Consider the following 24612-nt stretch of genomic DNA (forward strand, 5'->3'; position numbering starts at 1 on the left):
TCAGAGCGTGCACGTGGCAGATCTTCTTGCAACAGTATTGAGCAAACTCGGCGGCCGCTTGCAGTCGCTCGGACGTCGGCGTGCCTTGTCTGCCTTCCCGGGTACGGTCCGTGTGGCAGGCTATCAGGTTACTGAACTAAAACCCTTGGGTGGGTATCGTCAGCCAGGTGTAACCAAAGCCGGGCGTTTGTCTTTTGCAGGCCTGTGTGACGGACGCAAGGTCAAAGTTTACAGCGCGTTCTCCACGGCTCAGGTCGCGTTGCGCTTGGCTGTGCAGAAGCATTCTTTTCCCGGTTGTGCATTTCCGCAAATCATCGCAACCGATGGGCTTTTGATTGTTGAGGCTTGGGTTGAAGGGGAGGCTGTTGCATCGTTACCAGATGCTCAGCGCCTCGAAGCAGCCGATGCGGTGTCCTCATTCCTAATCAGTGTTCAGACTGATCCTGCGCTATTGGCGCTGGCGCGAGAATACGCCGGCTCTTTTTGCTATCTAAATGATTATCTGCTGAAGCGTTTGGGTGTTTGGCGTTACTGGGATGAGGTAGGCACTTTTATTCAGCAATGGAGTGGTGAGTACCAGGCTTTACAGTCGGCAGAGGTCATCCCGCATTTTTTAAGTCATCCGGACCTTTCCGCGGCGAACCTGATCCGCGAACGTGAAACGGGGCGTTGGGTGATTATTGACAATGAGCTACTGGGGGTTGGTCCCGGCTGGATTCTCGATGCACAAAACTCGTTGTTGAAAAGTGAGATTCCCTTATCTCTCGGCGAGATCAGTGTTCCACGCAGTTTTGTTGAGCGTACATGGCGTTTACGTCAGTTAGGCTCGGCTCTGGATGCCGATGATTTTATCCGCGCAGCGTCGCTGTGCCGTCCAGATTAAATGTTGTGCTTTTGCCATGAGGTGTAGCGGGCAGTGGGAAATATAAGAAATTGGCTCGCTGTTCTAGGGCGCGATCCACTCCGTGAAACGCTGGCTGATGCATTGCAGATTCAGGTTGATCCTGCCTCTGTACGTGATTATGCGCTGCCTGGGTATGTCCGCTACAAGCACGTCCGTGCGCCTTGGTTACGCCGGTGGATGAAGAAAAACCCGGTGTACCCATTGATCAAGGGCGGTGCTCCGCTTGTACTGGCGGGTAATTGGGATCAGGGCTGTATGCCTTTTGCCAGCACGCCGGTCTATACATTTCTTGCCGATCTACAGGCGTGCGCGTTCGATTACCAACGCACGCATTTTTACCGTGCTCTGCTGTCTGACCTGCAGGCAGGCAAGCAGCGCTCATATAAGTCTCTGCTCTTGGACTCTGAACAGGCTATTGAACAGTTGTTCGATGGCTACGTGCGGGTGTTCAAAAGCATGGCGGCTGAAGGGTACAAGGCCGATAAGGCTCTCGATCCTATTTGTGTGATGGTCGGGCGCGATGGCCGCTTGATCAAGGAAGAGAAAGGTCGCCACCGCCTGGCTATTGCGCAATTGGTGGGTGTTAAACGTGTGCCTGTGCTGGTTCGGCATATTCACCCTGGCTGGCTGGCGAGTGTAGGAGGAGGGGCTGGTTCATGCCAGGGCCCTGATAATATTCTGCGCGCTTTGCAGCAGCTGTCGGTTTGAGAGTGGGGCTGTACATGTTGCTAAAAAAGATAGTGCGCCGCTGGCGTGTGCTTCGTTTGGTTGGTGCAAATACGATCGAACAACTATTGGCTGGACGTCAGGATATTTCCGCAATCAGGCTTCCTAACCTGTTACTGGCTCCGGTCATCTACATCGACCCGAACAAAATTCTTTATGCCACCAGCGTGGCGATCAAACCGGCAAAAGGGAACGCATTGTTCTTGTCTGGTGACTGGGATTTGCAGCGTCAGTCATTGCAGGATATTGAAACCAATAATCCCAAGTACGTGTCATGTCGGCAGTTACTTGATGGTGATGTCGGCCTTGAGGACACGCTTGAGTACGCTTTGATTATGGCTGCCATCCGCGAGCAAGGTAGCTATCGAGGCTGCCGCAATGCAGCTGACGCGTTGCATCATATTAAGGCCCGACAGGATTTTTATAGGGCGATGCAGCGCGATGGTTACAAGAGTCAGGCTGTGTTGGGCGGCAGCCGATACCAGGGCGAGATTGAGTGTGCCTTGGATCGTGAGGGTAATCTGCTCAAAATCAATGCAGGCAATCATCGTTTTGCCGCGGCACGTTATTTGGGGCTGAAAGCGGTTCCCGTGCACCTTGCGGTCATCCATTCTGACCATCTTCAACGCGTTCCCAATAACCTGCCTGCTCTTCGTGATTTGATTGCAGGGGTTGAGGCACGCTATGCCTGAGCCGAGCACATCTTGAGTGCGCGAGGAGCAGGTTCTGAGACTCGATCTTGTGGGTAAAGCTGAATCTTTAGTTTGTGGGGTGTATGTGTGAAGCTGCTTTATCTCGCACAGTCTGATATTCCATCTCAGGCCGCCAATAGTATCCATGTGATGAAAATGTGCGATGCCTTTTCCGCACAAGGTTGCGAGGTAAGCCTCTGGTTGCCTGCAAGAAAAGCACCAGCGAATGCTGTGGATGTATGCCATTACTACGGCGTTTCACCCAGTTTTGAGATCTGCTGGCTTTCTCGCATTGCCTGGCTAAAACCGTCCTATGCCTACGCATGGCAGATTTGGGCGCGGTTGCTAAAGGCGCGGCAATTACCTGACTTGGTATTTTCTCGTTCTTTGCTCGGCGCTGTTAGCGCGTTGCTGGCTGGCGCCAATGTGGTGCTGGAAGTCCATCAGTCTATGCGTGACTCAGGCTTTTTGCAGGGGCTGATCTTCAAGTGGATTGTTCGGCACAAGCGTTTCCAGCGTCTTGTCGTGATTACTAAGGCCCTCAAGGATTGGCACGTGCAGCAGGGCTTGCTTGCTGCCGATCTGATTCATGTAGCTCCCGATGGTGCTGAGCTTCCAGTATCTGGTACGACGGGTGCAGTTTATGGGTTCGCAAAGACTGCGCGTTTCAACGTTGGTTATGTGGGCAGCCTGCATCAAGGCAAGGGTATGGAAATCGTGCTGCCCCTGGCCCGGTTACTTGCAGATGTCGATTTTCATGTCGTAGGGGGATCGGATGCGCAGTTGCGCGATTGGCGAGGTAAGGCCGCAGGACTCGAAAATCTGAGGTTCCATGGCTTTATGCCGCCAGCCGATGTGCACAGGTTCATGCTAGATATGGATGTGCTGTTGGCTCCGAACCAGCGCGTGGTTAAAGGTGTGGGTGGCAGTGATATAGGGCGCTGGACTTCGCCCTTGAAAATTTTCGAATACATGGCCGCACGAAAGCCGATTCTGGCTTCGGATTTGCCGGTATTGCGTGAGGTCTTGCTGCATGAGGTGAACTGCTTATTGTGTACAGCCGATTCTCCAGAGTATTGGGCGCAGGCGGTACGCCGCTTGCGTGATGATCACGCTTTGGCGCAGCGCTTGGCTGAGCGGGCACATGCCGATTTGCTGGAGATGTACAGCTGGAGTTGCCGGGCCTCAATTTTGTTGGCCACGCTTGCTGGGGATGAAGGTTGAAGGCGCTACTGAAGAACCGCTTGGCCTGTTTGGACGCGTTCGCCAATGCATGGATGTTCCAGGTTATTCACGGCGATCAGCTTGCTAAACTTGAATACCTTCGTGTACCCAACGCGAAGTTATTGCCTTGCATATATATCGACCCGCTTAAAGTCGAATTCAAATGTAATCTGCGTGGTGCGGTTCAGACTAAAAGAACGCTCGTGCGCGGTGGTGATTGGGATTTGCGGCGTAAGACCTTTGCAGAGGTTGAGGCAACAGATCCCCGCTATATCAGTTGTCGTGAATTGCTTGATGGCACTACACCGATAGAGCAATTGTTGGAGTTTCGTCAGTTACTCTCCCGTCTAGAGCAGCGCGGTGAAGCGCGTGGGATGAAAAGTTATGCGCAGCTCTACGAATACATGCAGGGCTTGCAGAGCCTCTATCGTCGCATTGCAGATACCGGGCGACTCATGACCCAACCTGAGCTGGGTCGTTGTGCTTTCGGTGGGGAAATTAATTGTGCCGTTTCTCGTGACGGTCTTTTGATGAAAACGGATGATGGCAATCACAGATTTGCCATTGCACGGGCACTTGGTTTGCGGGAAGTGCCAGTGCAAATATCGGTAATACATGCTAATCGGATTGCTGGTTTTTCAGGTGACTCAGCGTGCTCGGCAGTGAATAAATTTTTTTTAGATATACAGTGCACAAATTCTTAACTTCTAAGGTGCATGATGTCCGGCAATGTACATGCTAATTATCGTGGCGATGTTGATGGTCTAAGAGCTATTGCTGTCGTCGCGGTAATCTTGAACCACTTTTATGCTGGTTTTATGCCGTCAGGGTTCTTGGGGGTCGATGTTTTTTTTGTGATCTCTGGTTATGTAATCACGCAGAGCTTGGTCTCCATGAAAAGTGGGGGGTGGGTTGATTATTTGACAGATTTTTATGCTAAGCGAGTTCGGCGCTTGTTGCCGGCTTTAATTTTTTGCGTGGTGGTTACTGCACTTTTATTTATTTTTCTTACGGTTGACCCGCAGCGTGAAATTTTTGTAACGGGTGGGCTTTCACTCTTGGGGTTGTCTAACCTGTATTTGTTAAAGATTGCAAGTGATTATTTCTCTATTGATGCTCACCTTAATCCATTTACCCATACGTGGTCACTTGGTGTTGAGGAGCAGTTTTATTTTATATATCCAGCGTTAATTGCCTTCTGTGGTCTTACCTTGGTCAAAGCCGATCGTGCATGGTCGAGAACATTTAAGGTGCTTGCGGTATTCTCGCTAATTTCATTTGTGCTGTATTGTTTTTTATTTTTTAGTCATCCGGTGGTTTCATTTTATTCTATGCCGGCAAGATTTTGGGAGTTCTGCTTTGGGGCATTTGTATTTATCTTTATAAGCAAACAGCAGTCTATTGGATTGAGTGGGCAGTGGCAAAATACTCTGCTGTCACTATTCTTTTTTGGTTTGCTCGGGTTGTTTTTTGTTCCTGTTGAGTATCAGCTCTATACTACGATCTCTGCCGTGCTTTTGTCGGCAGGGTTGATTGCACTTTCGAGCTCTGGAAAATTTGTTTTCCGCATGCTGTGTTCAAAACCGTTCTTGTATTTAGGAGGACTGTCATATTCGTTGTATCTGTGGCATTGGAGTGTTTTGGTTTTAGGACGTTACACATTGGGTGGCTCATGGTTAGCGTCTTTAATACTGCTTTTAATTGTTATTGTCTTCGCTTTGTTTTCTTACTATTTCATTGAGCGTCCAATGCGTTATTCAGCGCTCTTGGCTGGAAAAATTCGGCCGCTGCTGCTTGTTGTTATTTTGGTTTTGCCCGGCGCCTACTTTATTGTTCGTGAGGCTCCTGAGATGCGTGTCGATGGATTAAATCTGGCATCGTTTATGGGCGTTGAGACTGCGCCGTCTTGGGCTGGGACAATCCCATGCCATGGAGATAATCAAGCTGGGAATGATGAGGCTTTTTTCAGTGTTTGCTTGAAACCTGAACGAACAGTTGAGCGGCCGTATGTTTTTTTTCTTTTGGGTGACTCTCACGCTGCACAGTTGACTTTCATGTTCAATAAGGCTGTTGAACATATGCCTTACTCTGTGCGCTTTGCTCACAATGCAAGTGATGACGATTTTCCACGAAGCTTTTTGTCTGGCAAAGCCAGTGCCCCGACTTTGGATTATGTAGTAAAAGTGCTGCGCCCAGGTGATGTTGTTGCTATTGCGATGCACCGCGGGCGTTTGAATCATGATCGGGATAGGCATATTGATTTATCTGAATCTGTTGAGTTAGATGAACGAGCTGGTTTTTTTGAAGAGCATGCCGCTCTGTACATTAAAAAAATACTCGCAAAGGGAGGCAAGGTTTTATTGATCCGGGATACGCCGCTTATGTCGGTTGTTGCAAAAAGTGAGGCGTGTAAATTACAGATTCGCTTCTTGGGTGAAAGTGTATGTCGGGTGTCTAAAGAACAGGATTTGCATACAAGGCAGCGGCTGGACTTCGTGTATGATCGTTTGCTCTCTGGTTCTGCTGATGTTTACGATTGGGATCCGTTCGATTTGATCTATCCTGCAACAGGATACGTAGATGTTGTTGACGACTCAGGGCGTTATGTGATGATGGATAGCCATCATATTACTCGTTACCAGTCAGAGAAAATGGCGGCTGGTTTTTCTGCATTTATACGTTCGCAGATGTTGAAGTGATTTGAGGCTTTTGTGATGAATTTTCGCTATGACATAAATGGCTTGCGAGCAGTTGCTGTTCTGATTGTGGTGTTGTTTCACTTTTCTGTGCCTGGGTTTTCGGGTGGTTTTGTTGGTGTTGACGTGTTTTTTGTAATATCTGGCTATTTAATGGCTCAGATTATTTGTGAGCGTTGTGCACAAGGGGGATTTTTGTTTTACGATTTTTATATGGCGCGAGTGCGGAGGATTTTTCCGGCGCTGATTGCTATGGTTGCGGTGGTGCTGATTTTTACAGGGTTTATTCTGCTTCCGGTTGAATATGATGATTTAGGATTGCATGCGTTTTCTTCTATTTTGGTGTTTTCTAATGTTTTGTATTGGCGCGAATCTGGATATTTTGATGAGGATGCGCTCGATAAATGGTTATTGCATACCTGGTCTCTATCAGTAGAGTGGCAGTTCTATCTTGTTATTCCATTGCTGCTTGTTCTAGTAATACGTTGGCGCTCTGGTAGTTATCTTGTTCCGCTATTGTGGATGGCTCTTGCAGGGTCGTTGGGTTTGTGCGTAATAGCCTCGCAATATTTTGAGGCGGCATCTTTTTATTTGTTGCCGACAAGGATCTGGGAGTTTTTGGTAGGCGCTTTGCTTTATGTGCATGCTGCACGTTTGCGTTGGCTGGCTCGCTCGCTATTCTTGTATATAGGTTTATTGCTGATTTTAAGTTGTACCTTGCTCTATTCCAAAGCGCTGGACTACCCCTCTTTTTGGCCTTTGCTTCCAGTGCTGGGTGCGGCTTTGGTGATTGGCTCGGCTGTGCGTTCACCGTTATTGGATAATTGGCTGATGCAGTTTCTGGGTAAGACGTCTTACTCATTGTATTTGTGGCACTGGCCAGTATTGGTTGCTGCTGTTTATTTGGGCGTTGAATTGCAGGCAGGCACCCAGGCGATACTGTTTTTTTGCTCACTGGTACTAGCTTCGTTATCTTTCTATCTGGTGGAGGAGCGAGTCCGTCGAGCCTCCGGAGCTGCTTCCGTCTTCAGATTTCCACTACTGAGCCGTGATTGGGCGATTCTTGCTGTTGGGGGGGCGGTTGCGTTTTGTGCTGGCTTGGTTTACTGGACTAATGGCTTACCTATTCGCTTATCAAACCAGATTGTTGCGATTGCTGAAGAGGCTGAAAGCAAGAACCCGAGGCGTGATGAGTGTTTCCGACCTGGTAAACGCTTGGAGTTCCCTGAATGTCGCATGGGCACATCAAGCGATGAACCACAGTTGGTTTTCTGGGGCGACTCACACTCTGATGCGACGTTTACTGGTTTTGCTGATGCGGTGGGTCGGGCAGGTAAAAGTGCTATTTACTATGGTCGATCAGGTTGTGGCCCCGCGTTGTTTCAAGAGGTGGTTGAAGGTGATGATGAAGATGACTTGAGTGAGTGTCTGGAATATAACCAGAGAGCTTATGAACGTATCGTTAAAAATGCCTCAGTAACTGACGTTTATCTAGCTGCGCGTTGGGCTGCCGAGAAGTATCAGAGGGGGCAAGCGGATTTTTCCGGCTTGATGTGTAAACTGGCCGCTGCTGGCAAGCGCGTGCATGTCATGGCACCTGTTCCGGTTTATGACAAAGAAATTCCTGACTACTTAGCACATGAACTCATGAAAGGTGGCGTTTTGACAGAGTTGGAACGCAGCTTGGCGCAATCTTTTACGCAGTATCGGGAGCAACAGGCGTTTGCTTTTGAGCAGTTTGCAAAGGCTGAACAGTGCGCTGTTCAAGTCCTTGATCCTCTTCCGCACCTTTGCCCGCAAGGCTATTGCGTACCAGTACGCGACGGTATGCCTATCTATTTTGATGGTGGTCACTTGAGTGAACGTGGTTCGAAGTTGCTAACCCCCATGTTTTACCAATCAATCATGGCTGCTGGAGACGCGAGTTGATTATTTTATATGTTGTTTCAACCCTGAAGCGTTGTGGCCCTACGAATCAGCTGTTTGGATTAATAAAGAATCTTGATCGCTCACGTTTCACGCCTGTCGTATTGACTCTTTCGCCTGAGCCGAGTGAGTCGCGCTGGGGCGATTTTGTTGCGCTCGGAATTGACGTGCAATCACTCCGTTTGGGGCGTGTGGCGGGTGTGTTGATGGGGGGGCGAGCACTACGCGCTCGCTTGGCTGTAATTAAGCCTGTATTGATCCATAGTCAGGGCATTCGTGCGGACAGCCTATGTGTTTGGGCTGTACCGCCCTCTGTGGTGCATGTCGCGACGCTGCGTAATTATCCGTTCAAGGATTATGTGATGTCTTTTGGGCGGGGGCAGGGCGGGCTAATGGCGCGCTGGCATCTGTTTAATTTACGTCGGGTACATGCAGTTGCTTTGGTATCCAACGCCATCTATGGAATGCTCGATGGGCGCTTAGAGCAAGCGCGAGTGATACAAAATGGGGTGGATGTAGACCGCTACTACAAAGTTGATAGTGCTGAGCGTGATGCCCTGCGAAACCGTCTTGGGTTACCGTTGCACGCTCGATTATTTGTTTCGACAGGACACCTCGATCCCCGGAAGGATCCTGTTACTGCTATTGACGGCTTCTTGGCTGCAGCGCGCCAGAGTGATCAGTTCTTGGTGCTGGGCGATGGCACCATGCGTGAGGAATTGAAAAGCCGATATCGCCAATCTGGGCAGGTAAGGTTTTTTGGGCGGGTTGCCAATGTGCAGGAGCACCTGCAAGCCAGCGATTATTTTATTTCTGCTTCGTTGGCCGAAGGGTTGCCGAATGCTGTGTTGGAAGCGCTTGCCTGTGGCTTGCCCTGTTTGTTGAGCGATATCGCCGAGCATCGTGAAATCCTCGCAGGTTCCAGTTTGCAACATATGCTTTTCGCAACGGGCCAGGCTGCGGCGTTGGCCGAATGTCTGGCGGGCTTGAACGATGAGGCTTATGAGCAAGCAAGGGGTGTTGCGAGCGCCATAGTGGCAAGTAGTTTCAGTGCTGCGCATATGTCGGCTCAATACCAGGCACTTTATGCGGAGCTGCAATCTTGAGTGTGGCTTTTTCCGTTCTGATGTCTGTTTATGCTCGTGAGCAGCCTGCTTTTCTAGATGCAGCCCTGCACAGTCTTGCTGGACAGCTTGAGCCTGCCGAGCAGGTGGTCTTGGTAAAGGATGGGCCGCTAACTCCAGAGCTAGAGGCCGTTATTGAGTCCTTTGTTGGGCGCCTGCCTTTGGATATTTGTGCCCTGTCGACGAACCAGGGGTTGGCAGTTGCTTTGAATGAAGGCCTTAAATTTTGCCGGCATGATTGGGTGGCGCGGATGGACAGTGATGATGTCGCCTTGCCCGAGCGCTTTGTTGTGCAGGCTGCGTTCCTTGCCAAGCATCCTGATGTCGATGTGTTGGGCGCCTGTATTGAAGAGCGAGATGTCAGCATGAGGCGAGTATTGGCATTGCGTGAAGTGCCGTGCGCGCATGCCGATATCAAGCGCTTTGCCAAGCGTCGCAGTCCAATGAGTCATCCTGTGGTCGTGTTTCGCAAGGCTGCGGTGCTCGCTGTGGGAGGTTATCCACTGTTTCAACGGGCACAGGATTATGCACTGTGGTCGTTGATGCTCGTGCGTGGCTATCGCTTTGCAAATCAGGCGGAGTGTTTGCTGTGGATGAGAACGGGCGAAGGGTTGATGGCCCGTCGAGGTTATCAGTACTTTCTTAATGAATTGAGACTGTTGCGTTTCCAGCGCGAGATTGGCCTGCTGGGATGGTCCGACTATGTGCTGAATGTCACTGCACGCTTTATTTTGCGGGTTGCGCCTAGTCGCTTGAAACAGCTTATTTATCATGTCGCAAGGTAATAGCAAGGTAAGCTTTGCTGCCGTCTTAAAGTAGCGCTGTGGTATCGTTGCCGCATTTTTTCAGGTGGGGCGAGTCTTTTATGAATATCACTGTCTTCGGCACGGGTTACGTTGGCCTCGTTACCGGCGCTTGCCTAGCCGATGTCGGCCATCAGGTTATGTGCGTGGATGTTGATCAGGCCAAGATCGAAGGGCTCAAACAGGGCATTTTGCCAATTTACGAGCCAGGCCTTGATTCGATGGTTACCCGTAACCACGCCGAAGGCCGATTGCATTTCACCACCGACGCCGCAACGGGCGTAGCCTTCGGCGAGGTGCAGTTTATTGCTGTGGGAACTCCGCCAGATGAGGATGGTTCGGCCGACCTCAAATATGTGCTTGCCGTGGCCACGACCATTGCTACCCATATGACGGGCTATAAAGTAGTGGTCGATAAGTCCACAGTCCCCGTGGGCACGGCCGACAAGGTCAAGGCTACGATCGGGCAGATTCTGGAGCGGCGTGGTCAGTCCCTGCCGTTCGATGTTTGTTCCAATCCCGAGTTTCTCAAAGAAGGTGCGGCCATCGAGGACTTCACCAAGGGTGCGCGCATTGTCGTGGGTACTGATTCCGAAGCCGTGCGCACGCGTATGCGCGAGTGCTATGCGCCCTACAGCCGTAACCATGACAAGCTGATTTTCATGGACGTACGCTCAGCCGAGCTGACCAAGTACGCAGCCAACGCAATGCTTGCGACAAAAATAAGTTTTATGAACGAAATGGCGCAATTGGCCGAGCGCCTGGGCGCTGATATCGAGCAGGTGCGCCTGGGAATTGGTTCCGACCCACGTATCGGCTTCCACTTTATCTACCCAGGATGTGGGTACGGTGGCTCTTGTTTCCCCAAAGACGTGCAGGCCCTAGCGCGTACTGCGCAGCAAATCGGTTATGAGGCCGAGCTACTCAACGCCGTGGAAGCGGTTAATGACCGACAGAAGACCGTACTGTTCAGCAAGTTGAGTAGCGCTTTTGATGGCCAATTGGAGGGCAAAACCATCGCCTTGTGGGGCCTGGCGTTCAAGCCCAACACCGACGATATGCGTGAGGCGCCCAGTCGTGAGCTGATGGAGTCGCTTTGGGCCGCGGGTGCCAAAGTGCAGGCGTTCGACCCCGAAGCGATGAAGGAAACCGCGCGCATCTATGGCGAGCGGAGCGACCTACACCTGGTTAACAGCCGCGAAGCCGCCCTGCAGGGTGCCGACGCCTTGGTGATTTGTACCGAGTGGAAGCAATTCCGCACCGTTGATTTCAGTTGGCTCAAGGCCCAACTGGCGAGTCCTGTACTGGTGGATGGGCGTAATCTGTTCGATCCGCAAACAGTCAAGGCGGCCGGCCTGATGTACTACGCCATCGGCCGTGCCGATTCGCTGCAACCCGTTCTCTGATCGTAGGCTGATGCTATGAAAGTCCTAGTAACGGGAGCCGCTGGTTTTATCGGCTTCCATGTCTGCCGCTATTTACTCGAACGCGGAGACGAGGTTGTCGGTATCGACAACCTCAATGACTATTACGAAGTCGAACTCAAGCATGCCCGGCTGGCAGAGCTGGAGCCGCAGGCGCGATTCCGCTTCGTGCGCATGGACATTGCCGACCGCGAAGCCATGACGGCGCTTTTTGCCAGCGAATGTTTCAATCGAGTCGTGCATTTGGCGGCCCAGGCCGGTGTGCGCTATTCCATTGAAAACCCGAATGCCTATGCAGATAGCAATCTGCTGGGTTTCCTCAATGTGCTTGAGGGTTGTCGTCAAGCGGTGGTCGAGCATCTGGTCTATGCATCCTCCAGCTCGGTATACGGCGCCAACGAAACCATGCCGTTCAGCGCCCATGACAACGTCGATCATCCAGTGTCACTGTACGCCGCAACCAAGAAGGCTAATGAGTTGATGGCGCACTCCTATAGCCATCTGTACGGTCTGCCGACCACAGGACTGCGTTTCTTCACCGTTTACGGGCCTTGGGGCCGGCCGGACATGTCGCCGTTTCTGTTTGTCCGGGCGATTCTTGAAGGTACGCCGCTAAAGGTGTTCAACCATGGCAAACACCGTCGTGACTTTACCTATATCGACGACATAGTCGAGGGTGTGGTGCGTTGTCTGGATCGTGTCGCTGAGCGCAATGCCGAGTGGTCTGGCTTGCAGCCGGATCCGGCCAGCAGCAAGGCGCCTTGGCGCGTTTACAACATCGGTAATAGCGAGCCGGTAGAGCTGCTCGCCTATATCGAATTTATCGAGAAGGCCCTGGGTAAGACCACCACTAAGGAATTGCTGCCACTGCAACCTGGCGATGTTGAGCACACCTATGCCGATGTGGCGGATCTGGTGCGCGATACGGGCTACACACCAAATGTGCCGGTAGAGCAGGGTATACAGCGTTTTGTTGACTGGTATCGGGCGTTTTACAAAGTCTGAAGCACTTGCGCTGGATTGGCGGCGGACAGGATTAAAGGAGTAGTCGATGCTGGATATGCCGTCCGGGAGCCTCTCACGCTGCCTGGTAACCGGGGCCAATGGTTTTATTGGCTCGGCACTGGTGGAACATTTGCAAGCTCAAGGCTGGCGAGTCAGGGGGGCGCTACGGCAGCCCTGTCATGCCCCCGGAGACTGGGTTCAGGTGGCTTCTCTCGATGCCGATACGGATTGGCGTCAGGCTCTGCAGGGTTGCGATGTGGTTGTGCATACTGCAGCTCGCGCCCATGTGCTGCGTGAGCAGCTTGATGATCCGTTGACTGAACTGCGCCGGGTTAATGTCGAGGGTACCCTTGTCTTGGCCGAGCAGGCTTTGGCGGTTGGCGTTCGGCGCTTCGTATTTATCAGCTCGATCGGGGTCAATGGTGCGGTCAGTGCAGGGGCCTTCCGCGAAACCGATCTGCCCGCCCCTCATTCTCCTTATGCGCAATCCAAGCTTGAGGCCGAGCAAGGGTTACGCAGCCTGCTGCGGGGGCAGTCGATGGAGTTGGTCATTGTCCGGCCTGCACTGGTCTATGCTGCCCATGCACCGGGGAATTTCGCGCGCTTGCTGAAACTGGTTAGCAGCGGTTTTCCATTGCCTCTGGCTAGCCTAGATAACAGGCGCAGCATGATTGCGTTGAGTAATCTGGTGAGCCTGCTTGAGGTCTGTCTGCGGCATCCATCGGCCGCAGGAGAGCTGTTTCTGGCTGCCGATGATGGCGATGTTTCGACTGCAGATCTGGTGCGATTGTTGGCGCAGGGCATGGGTCGCAAAGCGCATCTGTTGCCTATGCCGGTCGGTTTGCTTGCCTTGGGGGCGCGGCTAATTGGTAAGCAGATCCTCTATACGCAGTTATGCGAGTCCTTGAGGGTCGATATCTCGAAAGCCAGGGATGTTTTGGGGTGGCAGGCGCCCAACGATATGCATGAAGCGTTGCTGGAAAGTGGAAGGCTGTATGCTTGTCGTCATTAATTAGTGGAGAGACAGCTTGAGTCGTTGGCCGTGTTTTCCTCTACCGGTCTTCGGTTGGGATTTCATTTTTTAAAATTGGATATGTGGATATCGGATGATTCGTTTTTTTGACGTTGTGTTTTCCTCGTTGGGGTTGGTTTTGGGCTTTCCGGTTTTGTTGTTGATATATCTGCTCGGGCTTTTAGATACCGGTTCTCCCCTGTTTCTTCAGGAGCGTGTCGGTAGAAATAAACGGCCCTTCACGTTGGTCAAATTCAGAACCATGGCGCTAGATACCGCGTCGGTAGCCAGCCATTTGGCATCGTCAGCCTCCATCACGCGGGTGGGTGGCTTTCTGCGTAAGAGCAAGTTGGACGAATTGCCGCAACTCTGGAATGTGCTCAAGGGTGAGATGAGTCTGGTGGGGCCGCGACCTAATCTGTTCAACCAGCAGGAGCTGATTGCCGAACGAGACTCTCTTGGGATTTATGCCGTTAGGCCTGGTATTACGGGTGTTGCGCAGATCAATCACATCGATATGTCTACGCCTCGCCTGTTGGCACAAACCGATGCTGCGATGATTCGGTCGATGTCTGTGCCCCTGTACTTCAAATTATTGCTGCAGACGGTTCTGGGGAAGGGGAATGGTGATCGTGTTGCCAATTGATGCGTTTGTAAGCGTTTTGCAACTGAGCACTTAGCGTTCACTTTTTACTCCAGTTACATGTTTCGTGTTGTGTTCCTGAGAATTGATGGTTGGGTTTTGATGATTGGATTACGTCGGTGGTTGTTAAAGCTGCCGAGGCGCAAGAAGCGTCTGATTCAGCTGTTGGCTGATACCCTATTGGTCTGGACTGCTCTGTGGCTGTCTTTTGCCGTGCGCTTGGGTGATTTTTACGCAGCCAAACCGTTTGCCGGTCATGGCTGGCTATTCTTACTTGCGCCCGTCATTGCGCTGCCGATCTTTATTCGCTTGGGCATGTACCGTGCCGTCATGCGCTATGTGGGTAGTGATGCGCTGATCACCATTGCTAAGGCTGTAACCCTCTCTGCCCTAGTGCTGGCCCTTGCGGCTTATTGGTATCGTGGGCCTACCGCGCTGGTGCCGCGTTCAATGGTTTTCAACTATTGGTGGTTGAGCTTGTTGCTGCTTGGCGGCTTACGTCTTGCCATGCGCCAGTATTTTGTTGGCAGCTGGTTTGAACCGAATGTTGGGCATGCACAAGCTGACTCTTTGGAGGGAACTAAAGTTGCGATCTATGGTGCTGGCGCAGCCGGTAATCAGCTGGTCGCAGCGTTGCGCTTGGGGCGGGTCATGCGGCCGGTGGCTTTTATTGATGATGACTCTGGAATTGCTAATCGGACGATTGCAGGCCTGTCCGTCTACACACCCAAGCACATTGAGCAGATGATCGAGGAAACCGGCGCCGATGAAATCCTATTGGCCATGCCTTCCGCTTCACGCGGGCGGCGGCGGGAGATTCTAGAGGCTTTAGAGCCTTATCCACTGCATGTGCGCAGCATTCCCGGCTTTATGGATCTGGCCAGTGGTCGGGTGAAGGTTGAGGACGTGCAGGAAGTGGATGTTGCTGATTTGCTTGGGCGCGATCCGGTGCCGCCGAGGCAAGCCCTTTTCGAGCGTTGTATTCGTGGCCAAGTGGTCATGGTCACTGGGGCAGGCGGGTCAATCGGCTCTGAGATATGTCGGCAGATCCTAGTCAATAAGCCGATGACTCTGTTGCTGTTCGAACACAGCGAGTTCAACCTATACAGTATTCACAGCGAGCTGGAGGCGCGCACCAGGCGAGAATCGTTGCCTCTGCGATTGGTGCCGATTCTAGGCTCTATTCGCAATGCCGACAGGCTGCTGGATGTGATGCGTACTTGGAAGGTAAATACTGTTTATCACGCTGCCGCTTACAAGCATGTCCCAATGGTTGAGCACAATATTGCTGAGGGCGTGCTGAATAATGTGTTGGGCTCACTGTATACCGCCCAAGCGGCTATCAAGGCGGGAGTCGAGCATTTTGTGTTGATTTCCACTGACAAGGCGGTTCGCCCGACCAATGTGATGGGCAGTACCAAACGTCTGGCCGAGATGGTTTTACAAGCTTTGAGTCGCGAGGCAGCGCCTGTTCTATTTGAGAGTGATGGGGCATTGCGTCAGGTCAACAAGACTCGTTTTAGCATGGTGCGTTTTGGCAATGTTCTTGGTTCTTCTGGCTCGGTGATTCCGTTGTTTCATGAGCAGATCCGCAAAGGTGGGCCTGTTACTGTCACCCATCCTAATATTACCCGTTACTTTATGACGATTCCTGAAGCGGCACAGTTAGTGATTCAAGCCGGCGCTATGGGGGAAGGCGGTGATGTGTTCGTTCTCGATATGGGGGAACCAGTAAAAATTGCTGCGCTGGCCGAGAAAATGATTCATCTCAGTGGTTTTAGTGTTCGTTCAGAGGCGAACCTGCACGGCGATATCGTTATTGAGTTCACCGGTTTACGCCCTGGAGAGAAACTATATGAGGAATTGCTGATCGGCGATAACGTCAGTCCCACCGAGCATCCGATGATCATGCGTGCCGATGAAGAGCATCTCTCCTGGGAGGATTTGAAGGGTACGCTGACTGAGTTACTGGCCGCAGTAGCTCGTGATGACTACGACCACGTTCGTCAGCTTTTACGAGCAACTGTTCGAGGCTATCAGCCTGAAGGTGAGATAGTAGATTTGATTCATCAGCAGCGCCGAATGGAGCCCTGAAGTGTTTTTACTTTGCACAATTGCATCAGGTTTTCGATTTTGGCTTGAGTGATTTGACAGTAGCGTAGCAGCGTCTAGTTTTGAAGGGCGTGGAGAAGGAAGTCCCACGCTCTGAAAAAATCTAACGAAAGGATTCTCGTATGCTAAAAGCCAAACTGTCTTCTCTGCTGTTCGCTGTTCTTGCTTCCATGTCCCTGGCGGTTTCTGCTGCTGAAACGCAGAGCCAGCCAGTTCCTGCTGTTAAAACAGCTGAAGTGGCTCCGCTCGGTAAGGTCAATCTCAATACGGCTGATGCGGCCACTTTACAGCGTGAGTTGTTGGGGATTGGTGAGGTGAAGGCGCAGGCGATTGTTGCTTATCGTGATGAGCACGGCGACTTTGCTTCAGTGGATGAATTGCTGGAGGTCAAGGGTATTGGCGAGGCAACGTTGGAGAAGAATCGCGACAAGTTGAGTATTAACTGACGCGCTCAGTTGTTTTAATTAAGGCCGGTTATTAACCGGCCTTTTTGCATTCTGGCGATCGTTTTTTGAATACTGTGCGTGTTATGCGCTTGTAATAAGGTCAGGGATTAACAACGAGGCAATTTATGTTTTGGTTGGCTGTGGCGGCAGATGGAGTGGTAGTTGTGCATCTGCTGTTTATTCTATTTGCGGTGTTGGGCGGGTTGCTGGTGTGGCGTTGGCGCGGGTTGGTTTGGTTGCATGTGCCGGCGGCCTTGTGGGGTGTGTTGGTGGAGTTGATGCATTGGCCCTGTCCGCTGACGCCACTGGAGCACAGCCTGCGTCTGGCTGCAGGGCAGGCGGGGTACAGCGGCGGTTTTGTTGAGCACTATTTGCTGCCGATCATTTACCCGGCTGGGTTGACGCCGCAGATTCAGATTGGCTTGGGGCTGTTCGTCCTGCTGCTCAATACGCTGATATATGGTGGATTGCTCTGGCAGCGCTGGCGGCGGCCGTGAGTTGAGCTTAGGCCGCCTTATTCAGATGGATGATGGTGTGCAGGCAAGATAATTTCCCCGGCTACACTGGCCCCATCAATCACCGCATTACAAGGCAGCTTTCCTATGCAAAATCGCATGATGATCACCGGCGCGGGTTCGGGTTTGGGGCGTGAGATTGCCCTGCGTTGGGCGCGTGAGGGCTGGCAGTTGGCACTGTCGGATGTCAACGAGCCGGGCTTGGTGGAAACCCTGCAGATGGTGCGTGAGGCGGGTGGTGATGGTTTCACCCAACGCTGCGACGTGCGTGATTACAGCCAGCTGACCGCGTTTGCCCAGGCCTGTGAGGAGAAGCTTGGCGGCATCGACGTGATCGTCAACAACGCCGGCGTTGCCTCCGGCGGTTTCTTCAGCGAACTGTCGTTGGAAGATTGGGATTGGCAGATCGCGATCAACCTGATGGGCGTGGTCAAGGGCTGCAAGGCCTTCCTGCCGCTGCTGGAAAAGAGCAAAGGCAAGATCGTCAATATCGCCTCCATGGCGGCTTTGATGCAGGGTCCCGCGATGAGCAACTACAACGTGGCCAAGGCCGGTGTTGTGGCGTTGTCGGAAAGCCTGTTGATCGAGTTGAAGCTGCATGAAGTCAGCGTGCATGTGGTGTGCCCATCGTTCTTCCAGACCAATCTGCTGGACTCATTCCGCGGCCCGACGCCGGCGATGAAGGCGCAAGTTGGCAAACTGCTGGAAAGCTCGCCGATCAGTGCGGCGGATATTGCCGACTATATCTACCAGGAAATCGGTAAAGGCGAATTTATGATTCTGCCCCATGAGCAGGGCCGTATGGCCTGGGCGTTGAAGCAGAAGAATCCGCAGTTGCTGTACAACGAAATGACCAGCATGGCCGACAAGATGCGTGCGCCGCGCGCCAAGTGACAGGCCGTGGTGACGTGAGTTAGTTGATTTAAAGGTCAACTTAATCGCCGTTCGGGGTTGTCTGCGATGAGCTTGCGCTCTAAGGTTTGCGGTCATGTCGGCATGGCCGCGAAACTGATGGATTTACTGTGAAACCTTTCCCGCGGGCCATGCTGTTGCTGGCCCTGATCCTGGCCGCAATCAACTTGCGGCCCGGTATCACCTCCCTGGCACCGTTGATCGAACGGATTGCCGAAGAGCTGGCCTTGAGCCGCGGCCTGATCAGCCTCACCACTGCATTGCCCGTGTTGTGCATGGGCTTGTTGGCACCTTTTGCGCCGCGTTTGGCCGTGCGTCTAGGTCTCGAACGCACCATCGCCCTGTGCATGGCGGTGATCGCAGTGGCGCTGCTGCTACGTGCAGTAGGGCATGCCAGTGCGATCCTGATTGGCAGTGCGGTACTGCTGGGCGCGGCCATCGCGGTTGCTGGGCCCTTGCTGTCGGGCTTTATCAAGCGGCACTTTGCCGGGCGTATGGGCAGTGTGGTGGGCTGGTATTCGCTGAGCATGGCGATTGGTGGTGCCGGTGGTGCGGTGCTTACCATCCCGGCGACGCAGTGGCTGGGTAATGACTGGACCTACGGTCTGGCCATCTGGGCACTGCCGGCTGTAGTCGGGCTAGTGCTTTGGTTGTGCCTGCCGAACCGGGTCGAAAGCGAGAGTGAGGAGGGCGGCATGGGGCTGCCCTGGCGGCAGCCGCGTGCCTGGTTGATCAGCGCATTTTTTGCCATTCAGGCCGGTTTGTTTTATGCCCTCGCCACCTGGGCTGTAGCGCGTTATCACGAAGCGGGTCTGAGCCTGATGCACAGCAACAGCCTGTTCAGTGTGTCGATGCTGATGGGCCTGCCCAGCGCATTTTTGCTGCCCTGGTTGGCGCAGCGTTTCAAGAATCGCTACCTGCTGCTGGTGGGCTGCGGGCTGTTGTCGTCGATCAGCCTGGCGATGATCACCTTCCAGCCTTCTGTGCTGCCTGAACTGTGGGCGGTGACCATCGGCTTTGGCCTGGGCGGCTCCTTTGCCTTGTCGTTGGTGCTGCCGTTATACGAGGCGGGCTCGCCCCTGGCAGTCAGCCGCTGGACGGCGATGATGCTGTGCATGGGTTACAGCATTGCCTGTCTGACCCCGGTGTTGACCGGTCTGGCGCGCGATCTTGCGGGTAACTACCAGTTGCCGTTTATGGTGCTCACCGGGCTTGCGGTGCTGATGACGCTGCTGGCCTGGATGATGCGCCGCGGCCCGAAGCGCCCATAACTGACGCCGGTCAGGCGTCGTTGCGGCGCTGTGCTGACGCTTATTTGGCAGCAGTTCCTTCCTTGGCCTGGGCGGCTGTGATAGAAGGCAGCCTTGATTTGCTGGAGTGCCTGCGTGGAGTCCGAATCCATCGTTTATGGTTGCATCCGTGACTGGCCGTCGGACAGTCCGGCGGAAAGCCGTCTGCGTCGTGAAATCAATCGGCAGGTGCTCGATGAGTTGCCGGCGGGCGATGCCTGGAGTTTTCTCGGGCGGGAGATGTTTGCCTGTTGCGAGCAGCCGGGTGACGGCCTGTACCAGACCCAGGTGATCCACTTCGGCGCCAGCTACCGCACGGTGGAGTATGAGTGGAGCCTGTGGATCAAGCAGTTCGAGGCGCTGCTTAAGCGCTTGTACTGGGCCAGCGCGGTGGTGCATCTGGAAACCGAGCTGAACGGCACGCACACCTTTCGCTGGGAGTCGGATAACGGCTTTCACAGCCCGCAGGAAGGTGAGTTGCGCGTGCGCTGCGCCTGGGAGCGCGAAGGCGGCCTGCGCGGGTAGGTTGAGTTGAGGCGCGCAGCGACGAAGCCCAACGAACATGTTGCCTTGTTGGGCTTCGCTGCGCTCAGCACCAACCTACGAGGATGAGGTTACCCTGCGGCGTTTATTCCTCAAGCGCATCCAGCCACTCTTTCGGCACATCGCGTTTCAGTGCCAGCTGGCATTGCTGGCTCTCCGCATCAAACACAATCACCGCCTGGCCTTTGCTCAGCGCGTGGCGTACCCGTTCGATACGCGTATCCAGTGGGGTTTCGTCGCCGTTGTCGGTGCCGTCGCGGGTGACGAAATCTTCGATCAGACGGGTCAGGGTTTCAGCTTCGAGCAGGTGATAAGGAATCAGCACGGTAAGGCCTCCAGAGCGCAGCGCGGATGCTAGCAGGCCGTTGAAAAATTACCTACGTTGGCAATACTGCGTTAAAAACGGCCTCGGAATGCTCATGTACAACTCGTACACTCCACTTCCTCGGCGCTTTGACCAGCCTTCGGCTGTTACTACGTAGCGCCTTGTCTTGCCTGCCTCGCCTACATTTTTCAACGGCCTGCTAACGCGCGCAGCCCTGGCTGGCCATGTTTGCTGCGCCGTTACTGCGCGGGCGGTTCTGCCGGTTGCAGGTAGATTTCCAGGGTGCTGTACAGCTTGGCGCTGTCCAGCGGTTTGCCGAGGAAGTCATTCATCCCGGATTCGACCCCGTGCTGGCGGTGCTCATCGAGAATATGCGCGGTCAGGGCAATGATCGGCACGGCCGGCAGGTTGTGTTGACGTTCCAGGCGGCGGATCTGTCGGGTGGCTTCGAAGCCGTCCATCTCCGGCATTTCGCAGTCCATCAGGATCAGTTGCGTGGCGCTCGGGTCGCGCTGGTATTCATTGAGCGCGGCCAGGCCGTTAGTCACCAGGCGTACGTTGTAGCCGCGCTTTTTCAGAAAGCCCTGCACCACCAGTTGATTCACCGGGTTGTCTTCGGCCACCAGGATGCACGGCGTGCTGCCGGTGTCGTGGTAGGTTTTTGGCAGCGGTTTGATTTCCGCCGCGCGCGGTTCTTCGTAGAGTTCCAGCAGCGCACTGCGCAGGGCATTGATTGCCAGCGGTTGCGGCAGGCCGAGCAGGCGTAGGCCACCAGAGCTGGGCAGTTGCTGGCATTGCTCTGGCGCGCAGAGCAACAGCACGCGTTGCCCGGGTTGTAGCAGCGGGCGCAGTGAGTCCAACCAGTGCTGAATACTGCCCGGCCATGGCGCCATCAGCACCAGCAGCGGCGGGGCGGCGAAATCCTCCAGGTAGCCGAGCAGGGTTTCCGGGTTCTGGCAGCGTTCGGTGCGCATGCCCCAGCGCCCGAGCAGGCGACTCAAGGCATCCAGGCCGAGGCCATCGAGGGAGGTGAGCAGCGCGGTGCGGCCCTTGAGCAGTTCGTGCAGCGGGTCGACGGGCAGGGCGTCATCCCCTTGCGGAATATCAAAGGCGAAGCGTGTGCCCTGGCCAGGGGTGCTCTGCACTTCAATACGTCCGCCCATCATTTCCACCAGCTCCTTGCTGATCGCCAGGCCCAGACCGCTGCCGCCGTAACGACGGGTGGTGCTGGAGTCGCCCTGAGCGAAGGATTCGAACAGCTGGGTCAGGGCCTTGTCACTGATGCCGATACCGCTGTCGCTGATGGCGAACACCAAATGCGGTTTGCCCTGGGAATCATTGCGTCGGCAGACATTCAGCGCCACATGGCCTTCGGCAGTGAATTTCAGGGCATTGCTGAGCAGGTTCATCAGCACCTGCTTAAGCCGCGTCGGGTCGCCCTGGGCGCGGCGCGGCACGCCATTTTCCAGGCTGACGTAGAGGCGCAGGCGCTTGTCCAGGGCCTGCCCGGTGAACAGGCTGAGGGTGTCGGAAATCAGCTCTTCCAGATCGAACTCGATATGTTCCAGGCTGAGCTTGCCGGATTCGATCCGCGCGTAATCGAGGATGTCGTTGATCACCGCCATCAGCGAACTGCCGGAGCTGGAAATGGTGTCGACATAGAAACGCTGGCTGCGATCCAGCGGGGTTTCCTTGAGCAGCTGCAGCATGCCCAGCACGCCGTTGAGTGGGGTGCGGATCTCGTGGCTCATCTTGGCCAGGAAGCGGCTCTTGGCCTGGTTTTCGATTTCTGCCTGTTCGGCGGCGCGGCGCGACTGGAAGCCTTCTTCCTTGAGCAGGTTGATGCGGTCGGCCAGGCCAATCGACAGGGTGATCAGTTCTATGGTTACGCCGATCTTCACCACCGTGGCGCCGAACACGCCCAGCACTTCCAGGCCCAACGAGCCGGTGGTGGCCTGGATAAAGGCGAACAGCAGAATGGCCCAAGCCAGGGTGTAATAAGAGCCGTAACGTACGCCGCGCCGCCATACGTAGAGGCCGGTGAGAAGCAGGATCAGTGAAACCAGCGAGACGGTGACGCTGGCCAGAATATTCCAGGCCGCGAAACCGATCAGCGGCACCGACAGCAGGCAGCCGGCACAGGCCAGCATCAATAGGCGTAGGCCAGTGTCCAGGCGTGGGAAGTACTGCGGCGCATGCAGGAAGTGGCGGCTGAACTGGATGGCCGTCAGGCAGTGCAGGTACATCAGGATGTAGATGCTCACCGACTGGAATGCCACATGCTCGGGCAGCAGTTTGAACAGCATGCCATCGAAGCAGGCGGCCAGCAGACCGACGTTGAGGTTGTAGGCCAGGTACCAGAGGTAGGCAGATTCGCGTAGCGAGATAAACAGGAACAGGTTGTAGCAGAACATCGCAAACAGCACGCCGTAGAACGCGCCGTTGAAACCCATAAGGTTTTCCTGGGCGGCGGCACTGGCCTGGTAGGTGCTGAAGAACAGCGGCATAAAGATCGTGCTGGTAGTCTCGACCCGCACCAGCAGAGTGCTTTCGCCGGGTGTCAGTTCAAGCGGAAACCAGAAGTTGCGCACCTGCACCGGGCGCTGGGAGAAGGCGTAGCGGTCGCCGCTTTCCTGCATCTGCCACTGGCCATCGGCGCCGGCCAGAAACACCTGCAGGTGGTCGAGCAGCGGGTAGTTGACCTCCAAATAGCCGGCCAGGTTCTGCGCCAGGCTGTTGTTCAGGCGTACCTTGAACCACCAGACCGAATCATTCTTGCCGAGGTTGGCGTGCTCGCCCTTCACTGGGGTAAAGCGCTCATCGCTCAGGGCGCCGACCTGCTCAATGCTCAGCTCACCCTGCGGGTCTTCCAGGTAGGCCATGGACGGGCCGAGTGACAGGCGCAGGTCGGCGTTGTCCAGCGTTGCAGGCTGCAGCGCCCACGCCGATCCGCACAGCCAGAACAGCACCACCGCCAGCCAAATCCGAGGCATTCACCGACCTCAATATTATTATTTGAGGCCTGATCCGGCCCCGCGTCATGCCGTCACTTTGCCCGGATGCGCGCAGCCCTTCAAGCGTCCTGATCGCGGGGGCGTAACAGGCTGTCGACAGTGGGCACACGGGTATCACTTTCCATCTGCGCATCGTGTTCCAGTTGATGGCTGAAGCGCTCTAGCGAGGCCTGCGCCGGCTGGGCGTCACTGGCAAATACCGGTGGGCTGAGCAGGTAGGAGGCGAGCAGGCGGCTAAGTGCTTTGAGGCTGTCGATATGGGTGCGTTCATAGCCGTGGGTGGCATCGCAGCCGAAGGCCAGCAGGGCGGTGCGGATGTCGTGGCCGGCGGTGACCGCCGACTGTGCATCGCTGTGGTAGTAGCGAAACAGGTCGCGGCGCACCGGGATTTCATTCTCGCTGGCCAGGCGCAGCAGTTGGCGCGACAAGTGATAGTCGTAAGGCCCGCCGGAGTCCTGCATGGCCACGCTGACGGTGTGTTCGCTCGATTGCTGGCCCGGCGCAACCGGGGCGATATCGATGCCGACAAATTCGCTGACATCCCAGGGCAGGGCCGCGGCCGCGCCCGAGCCGACTTCCTCGGTGATGGTAAACAGCGGGTGGCAGTCGATTTCCGGCTCCAGGCCGCTTTCCTGGATGGCCTTGAGCGCAGTGAGCAGGGCGGCGACGCCGGCCTTGTCGTCCAGGTGGCGGGCGCTGATATGGCCACTTTCGGTGAACTCGGGTAGCGGGTCGAAGGCGACGAAGTCACCCACGGAAATGCCCAGCGACTCGCAGTCGGCGCGGGTGCTGCAGTAGGCGTCCAGGCGCAGTTCGACATGGTCCCAGCTGATCGGCAACTGGTCCACGGCGGTATTGAACGCGTGCCCCGAGGCCATCAGCGGCAGCACGCTGCCACGAATTACGCCCTGATCGGTAAACACGCTGACGCGGCTACCTTCGGCGAAGCGGCTCGACCAGCAGCCGACGGCGGCCAGGCCAAGACGGCCGTTGTCCTGCAGTTCGCGGACGATCGCGCCAATGGTGTCCAGGTGTGCTGAAACCGCGCGGTCCGGGCTGCTCTGTTTGCCTTTGAGGGTGCCGCGAATGGTGCCGCGCCGGGTCATTTCGAAGGGGATGCCGATCTCCTCCAGGCGTTCGGCGACGTAACGCACGATGGTGTCGGTGAAACCGGTGGGGCTGGGAATGGCGAGCATTTCCAGCAGTACTTTTTGCAGATAGACGAGGTCGGGTTCGGGGAGTTGTTGCATGGTGTCTCCTTGCGAAAAGTGTCTGAA

Annotated in this window: 22 protein-coding genes; 19 read left to right on the forward strand and 3 right to left on the reverse strand. The window is 54.6% G+C overall.

The genetic code is table 11. The annotated features are described in order from the left end of the window. The first annotated feature begins 13 nt into the window (after positions 1 to 13). The 19 genes from P3C18_RS08345 (at position 14) to P3C18_RS08435 (ending at position 19978) form a co-directional block, all read left to right on the forward strand. Positions 14 to 883, forward strand: a complete 870-nt coding sequence (locus P3C18_RS08345; protein WP_275961352.1) for a hypothetical protein — start codon at positions 14 to 16, stop codon at positions 881 to 883. Between the two features lie 102 nt (positions 884 to 985). Beyond that, positions 986 to 1612 carry a hypothetical protein gene (locus P3C18_RS08350; RefSeq protein WP_275961353.1) on the forward strand — a complete coding sequence of 209 codons (627 nt, stop codon included), beginning with the start codon at positions 986 to 988 and terminating at the stop codon, positions 1610 to 1612. A 14-nt stretch (positions 1613 to 1626) separates the two neighbouring features. After that, positions 1627 to 2322: a hypothetical protein gene (locus P3C18_RS08355; protein WP_275961354.1), complete on the forward strand. Its 696-nt coding sequence runs from the start codon at positions 1627 to 1629 to the stop codon at positions 2320 to 2322. Positions 2323 to 2409: 87 nt separating this feature from the next. Further along, positions 2410 to 3546: a glycosyltransferase gene (locus tag P3C18_RS08360; protein WP_275961355.1), complete on the forward strand. Its 1137-nt coding sequence runs from the start codon at positions 2410 to 2412 to the stop codon at positions 3544 to 3546. Beyond that, the gene (locus P3C18_RS08365; RefSeq protein ID WP_275961356.1) at positions 3543 to 4250 is read left to right on the forward strand and encodes a hypothetical protein; all 708 of its coding nucleotides are present in this window, start codon (positions 3543 to 3545) and stop codon (positions 4248 to 4250) included. The genes P3C18_RS08360 and P3C18_RS08365 overlap by 4 nt, the downstream gene beginning before the upstream one ends. 15 nt (positions 4251 to 4265) lie before the next feature. Then, positions 4266 to 6245: an acyltransferase family protein gene (locus tag P3C18_RS08370; RefSeq protein WP_275961357.1), complete on the forward strand. Its 1980-nt coding sequence runs from the start codon at positions 4266 to 4268 to the stop codon at positions 6243 to 6245. A 15-nt stretch (positions 6246 to 6260) separates the two neighbouring features. Next, positions 6261 to 8171 carry an acyltransferase family protein gene (locus P3C18_RS08375; protein WP_275961358.1) on the forward strand — a complete coding sequence of 637 codons (1911 nt, stop codon included), beginning with the start codon at positions 6261 to 6263 and terminating at the stop codon, positions 8169 to 8171. Beyond that, entirely contained in the window at positions 8168 to 9274 is a 1107-nt protein-coding gene (locus P3C18_RS08380) for a glycosyltransferase family 4 protein (protein ID WP_275961359.1), read from the forward strand. Before P3C18_RS08375 ends, P3C18_RS08380 begins: the two co-directional genes overlap by 4 nt. Before the next feature lie 2 nt (positions 9275 to 9276). Further along, positions 9277 to 10077 carry a glycosyltransferase gene (locus tag P3C18_RS08385; protein WP_275961612.1) on the forward strand — a complete coding sequence of 267 codons (801 nt, stop codon included), beginning with the start codon at positions 9277 to 9279 and terminating at the stop codon, positions 10075 to 10077. 80 nt (positions 10078 to 10157) lie between these two features. Further along, positions 10158 to 11501, forward strand: coding sequence for a UDP-glucose/GDP-mannose dehydrogenase family protein (locus P3C18_RS08390; RefSeq protein ID WP_275961360.1), 1344 nt, complete (start codon positions 10158 to 10160; stop codon positions 11499 to 11501). A gap of 15 nt (positions 11502 to 11516) precedes the next feature. Further along, entirely contained in the window at positions 11517 to 12524 is a 1008-nt protein-coding gene (locus tag P3C18_RS08395; protein ID WP_275961361.1) for an NAD-dependent epimerase, read from the forward strand. Positions 12525 to 12570: 46 nt separating this feature from the next. Then, positions 12571 to 13536, forward strand: a complete 966-nt coding sequence (locus tag P3C18_RS08400; RefSeq protein WP_275961362.1) for an NAD-dependent epimerase/dehydratase family protein — start codon at positions 12571 to 12573, stop codon at positions 13534 to 13536. A gap of 94 nt (positions 13537 to 13630) precedes the next feature. Beyond that, the gene (locus P3C18_RS08405) at positions 13631 to 14182 is read left to right on the forward strand and encodes a sugar transferase (protein ID WP_275961363.1); all 552 of its coding nucleotides are present in this window, start codon (positions 13631 to 13633) and stop codon (positions 14180 to 14182) included. Positions 14183 to 14281: 99 nt separating this feature from the next. Beyond that, entirely contained in the window at positions 14282 to 16273 is a 1992-nt protein-coding gene (locus tag P3C18_RS08410) for a nucleoside-diphosphate sugar epimerase/dehydratase (RefSeq protein WP_275961364.1), read from the forward strand. A 140-nt stretch (positions 16274 to 16413) separates the two neighbouring features. Continuing rightward, on the forward strand, positions 16414 to 16737 hold the full coding sequence (locus tag P3C18_RS08415) for a ComEA family DNA-binding protein (RefSeq protein ID WP_275961365.1): 324 nt from the start codon (positions 16414 to 16416) through the stop codon (positions 16735 to 16737). 125 nt (positions 16738 to 16862) lie between these two features. Continuing rightward, positions 16863 to 17234, forward strand: a complete 372-nt coding sequence (locus P3C18_RS08420; RefSeq protein ID WP_275961366.1) for a DUF2784 domain-containing protein — start codon at positions 16863 to 16865, stop codon at positions 17232 to 17234. A 105-nt stretch (positions 17235 to 17339) separates the two neighbouring features. Continuing rightward, complete coding sequence (locus P3C18_RS08425) at positions 17340 to 18146, forward strand: SDR family oxidoreductase (RefSeq protein ID WP_275961367.1); 807 nt, start codon at positions 17340 to 17342, stop codon at positions 18144 to 18146. 128 nt (positions 18147 to 18274) lie between these two features. Beyond that, positions 18275 to 19435: an MFS transporter gene (locus P3C18_RS08430; protein ID WP_275961368.1), complete on the forward strand. Its 1161-nt coding sequence runs from the start codon at positions 18275 to 18277 to the stop codon at positions 19433 to 19435. Between the two features lie 114 nt (positions 19436 to 19549). Continuing rightward, positions 19550 to 19978, forward strand: coding sequence for a hypothetical protein (locus P3C18_RS08435; protein ID WP_257778120.1), 429 nt, complete (start codon positions 19550 to 19552; stop codon positions 19976 to 19978). A gap of 103 nt (positions 19979 to 20081) precedes the next feature. Here the strand turns inward: P3C18_RS08435 and P3C18_RS08440 are convergent, their stop codons facing one another. From P3C18_RS08440 to P3C18_RS08450, 3 genes are all read right to left on the reverse strand, one after another. Beyond that, positions 20082 to 20321 (reverse strand): YheU family protein, encoded by a 240-nt coding sequence (locus P3C18_RS08440; protein ID WP_275961369.1) that lies wholly within the window; start codon positions 20319 to 20321, stop codon positions 20082 to 20084. Between the two features lie 239 nt (positions 20322 to 20560). Then, positions 20561 to 23314, reverse strand: coding sequence for a hybrid sensor histidine kinase/response regulator (locus P3C18_RS08445; protein WP_275961370.1), 2754 nt, complete (start codon positions 23312 to 23314; stop codon positions 20561 to 20563). A gap of 80 nt (positions 23315 to 23394) precedes the next feature. After that, complete coding sequence (locus tag P3C18_RS08450) at positions 23395 to 24585, reverse strand: osmoprotectant NAGGN system M42 family peptidase (RefSeq protein ID WP_275961371.1); 1191 nt, start codon at positions 24583 to 24585, stop codon at positions 23395 to 23397. Between the last annotated feature and the right edge of the window lie 27 nt (positions 24586 to 24612).

It is taken from the genome of Pseudomonas sp. 1928-m (assembly GCF_029269135.1).
In the GTDB taxonomy this organism is placed as follows: Bacteria; Pseudomonadota; Gammaproteobacteria; order Pseudomonadales; family Pseudomonadaceae; genus Aquipseudomonas.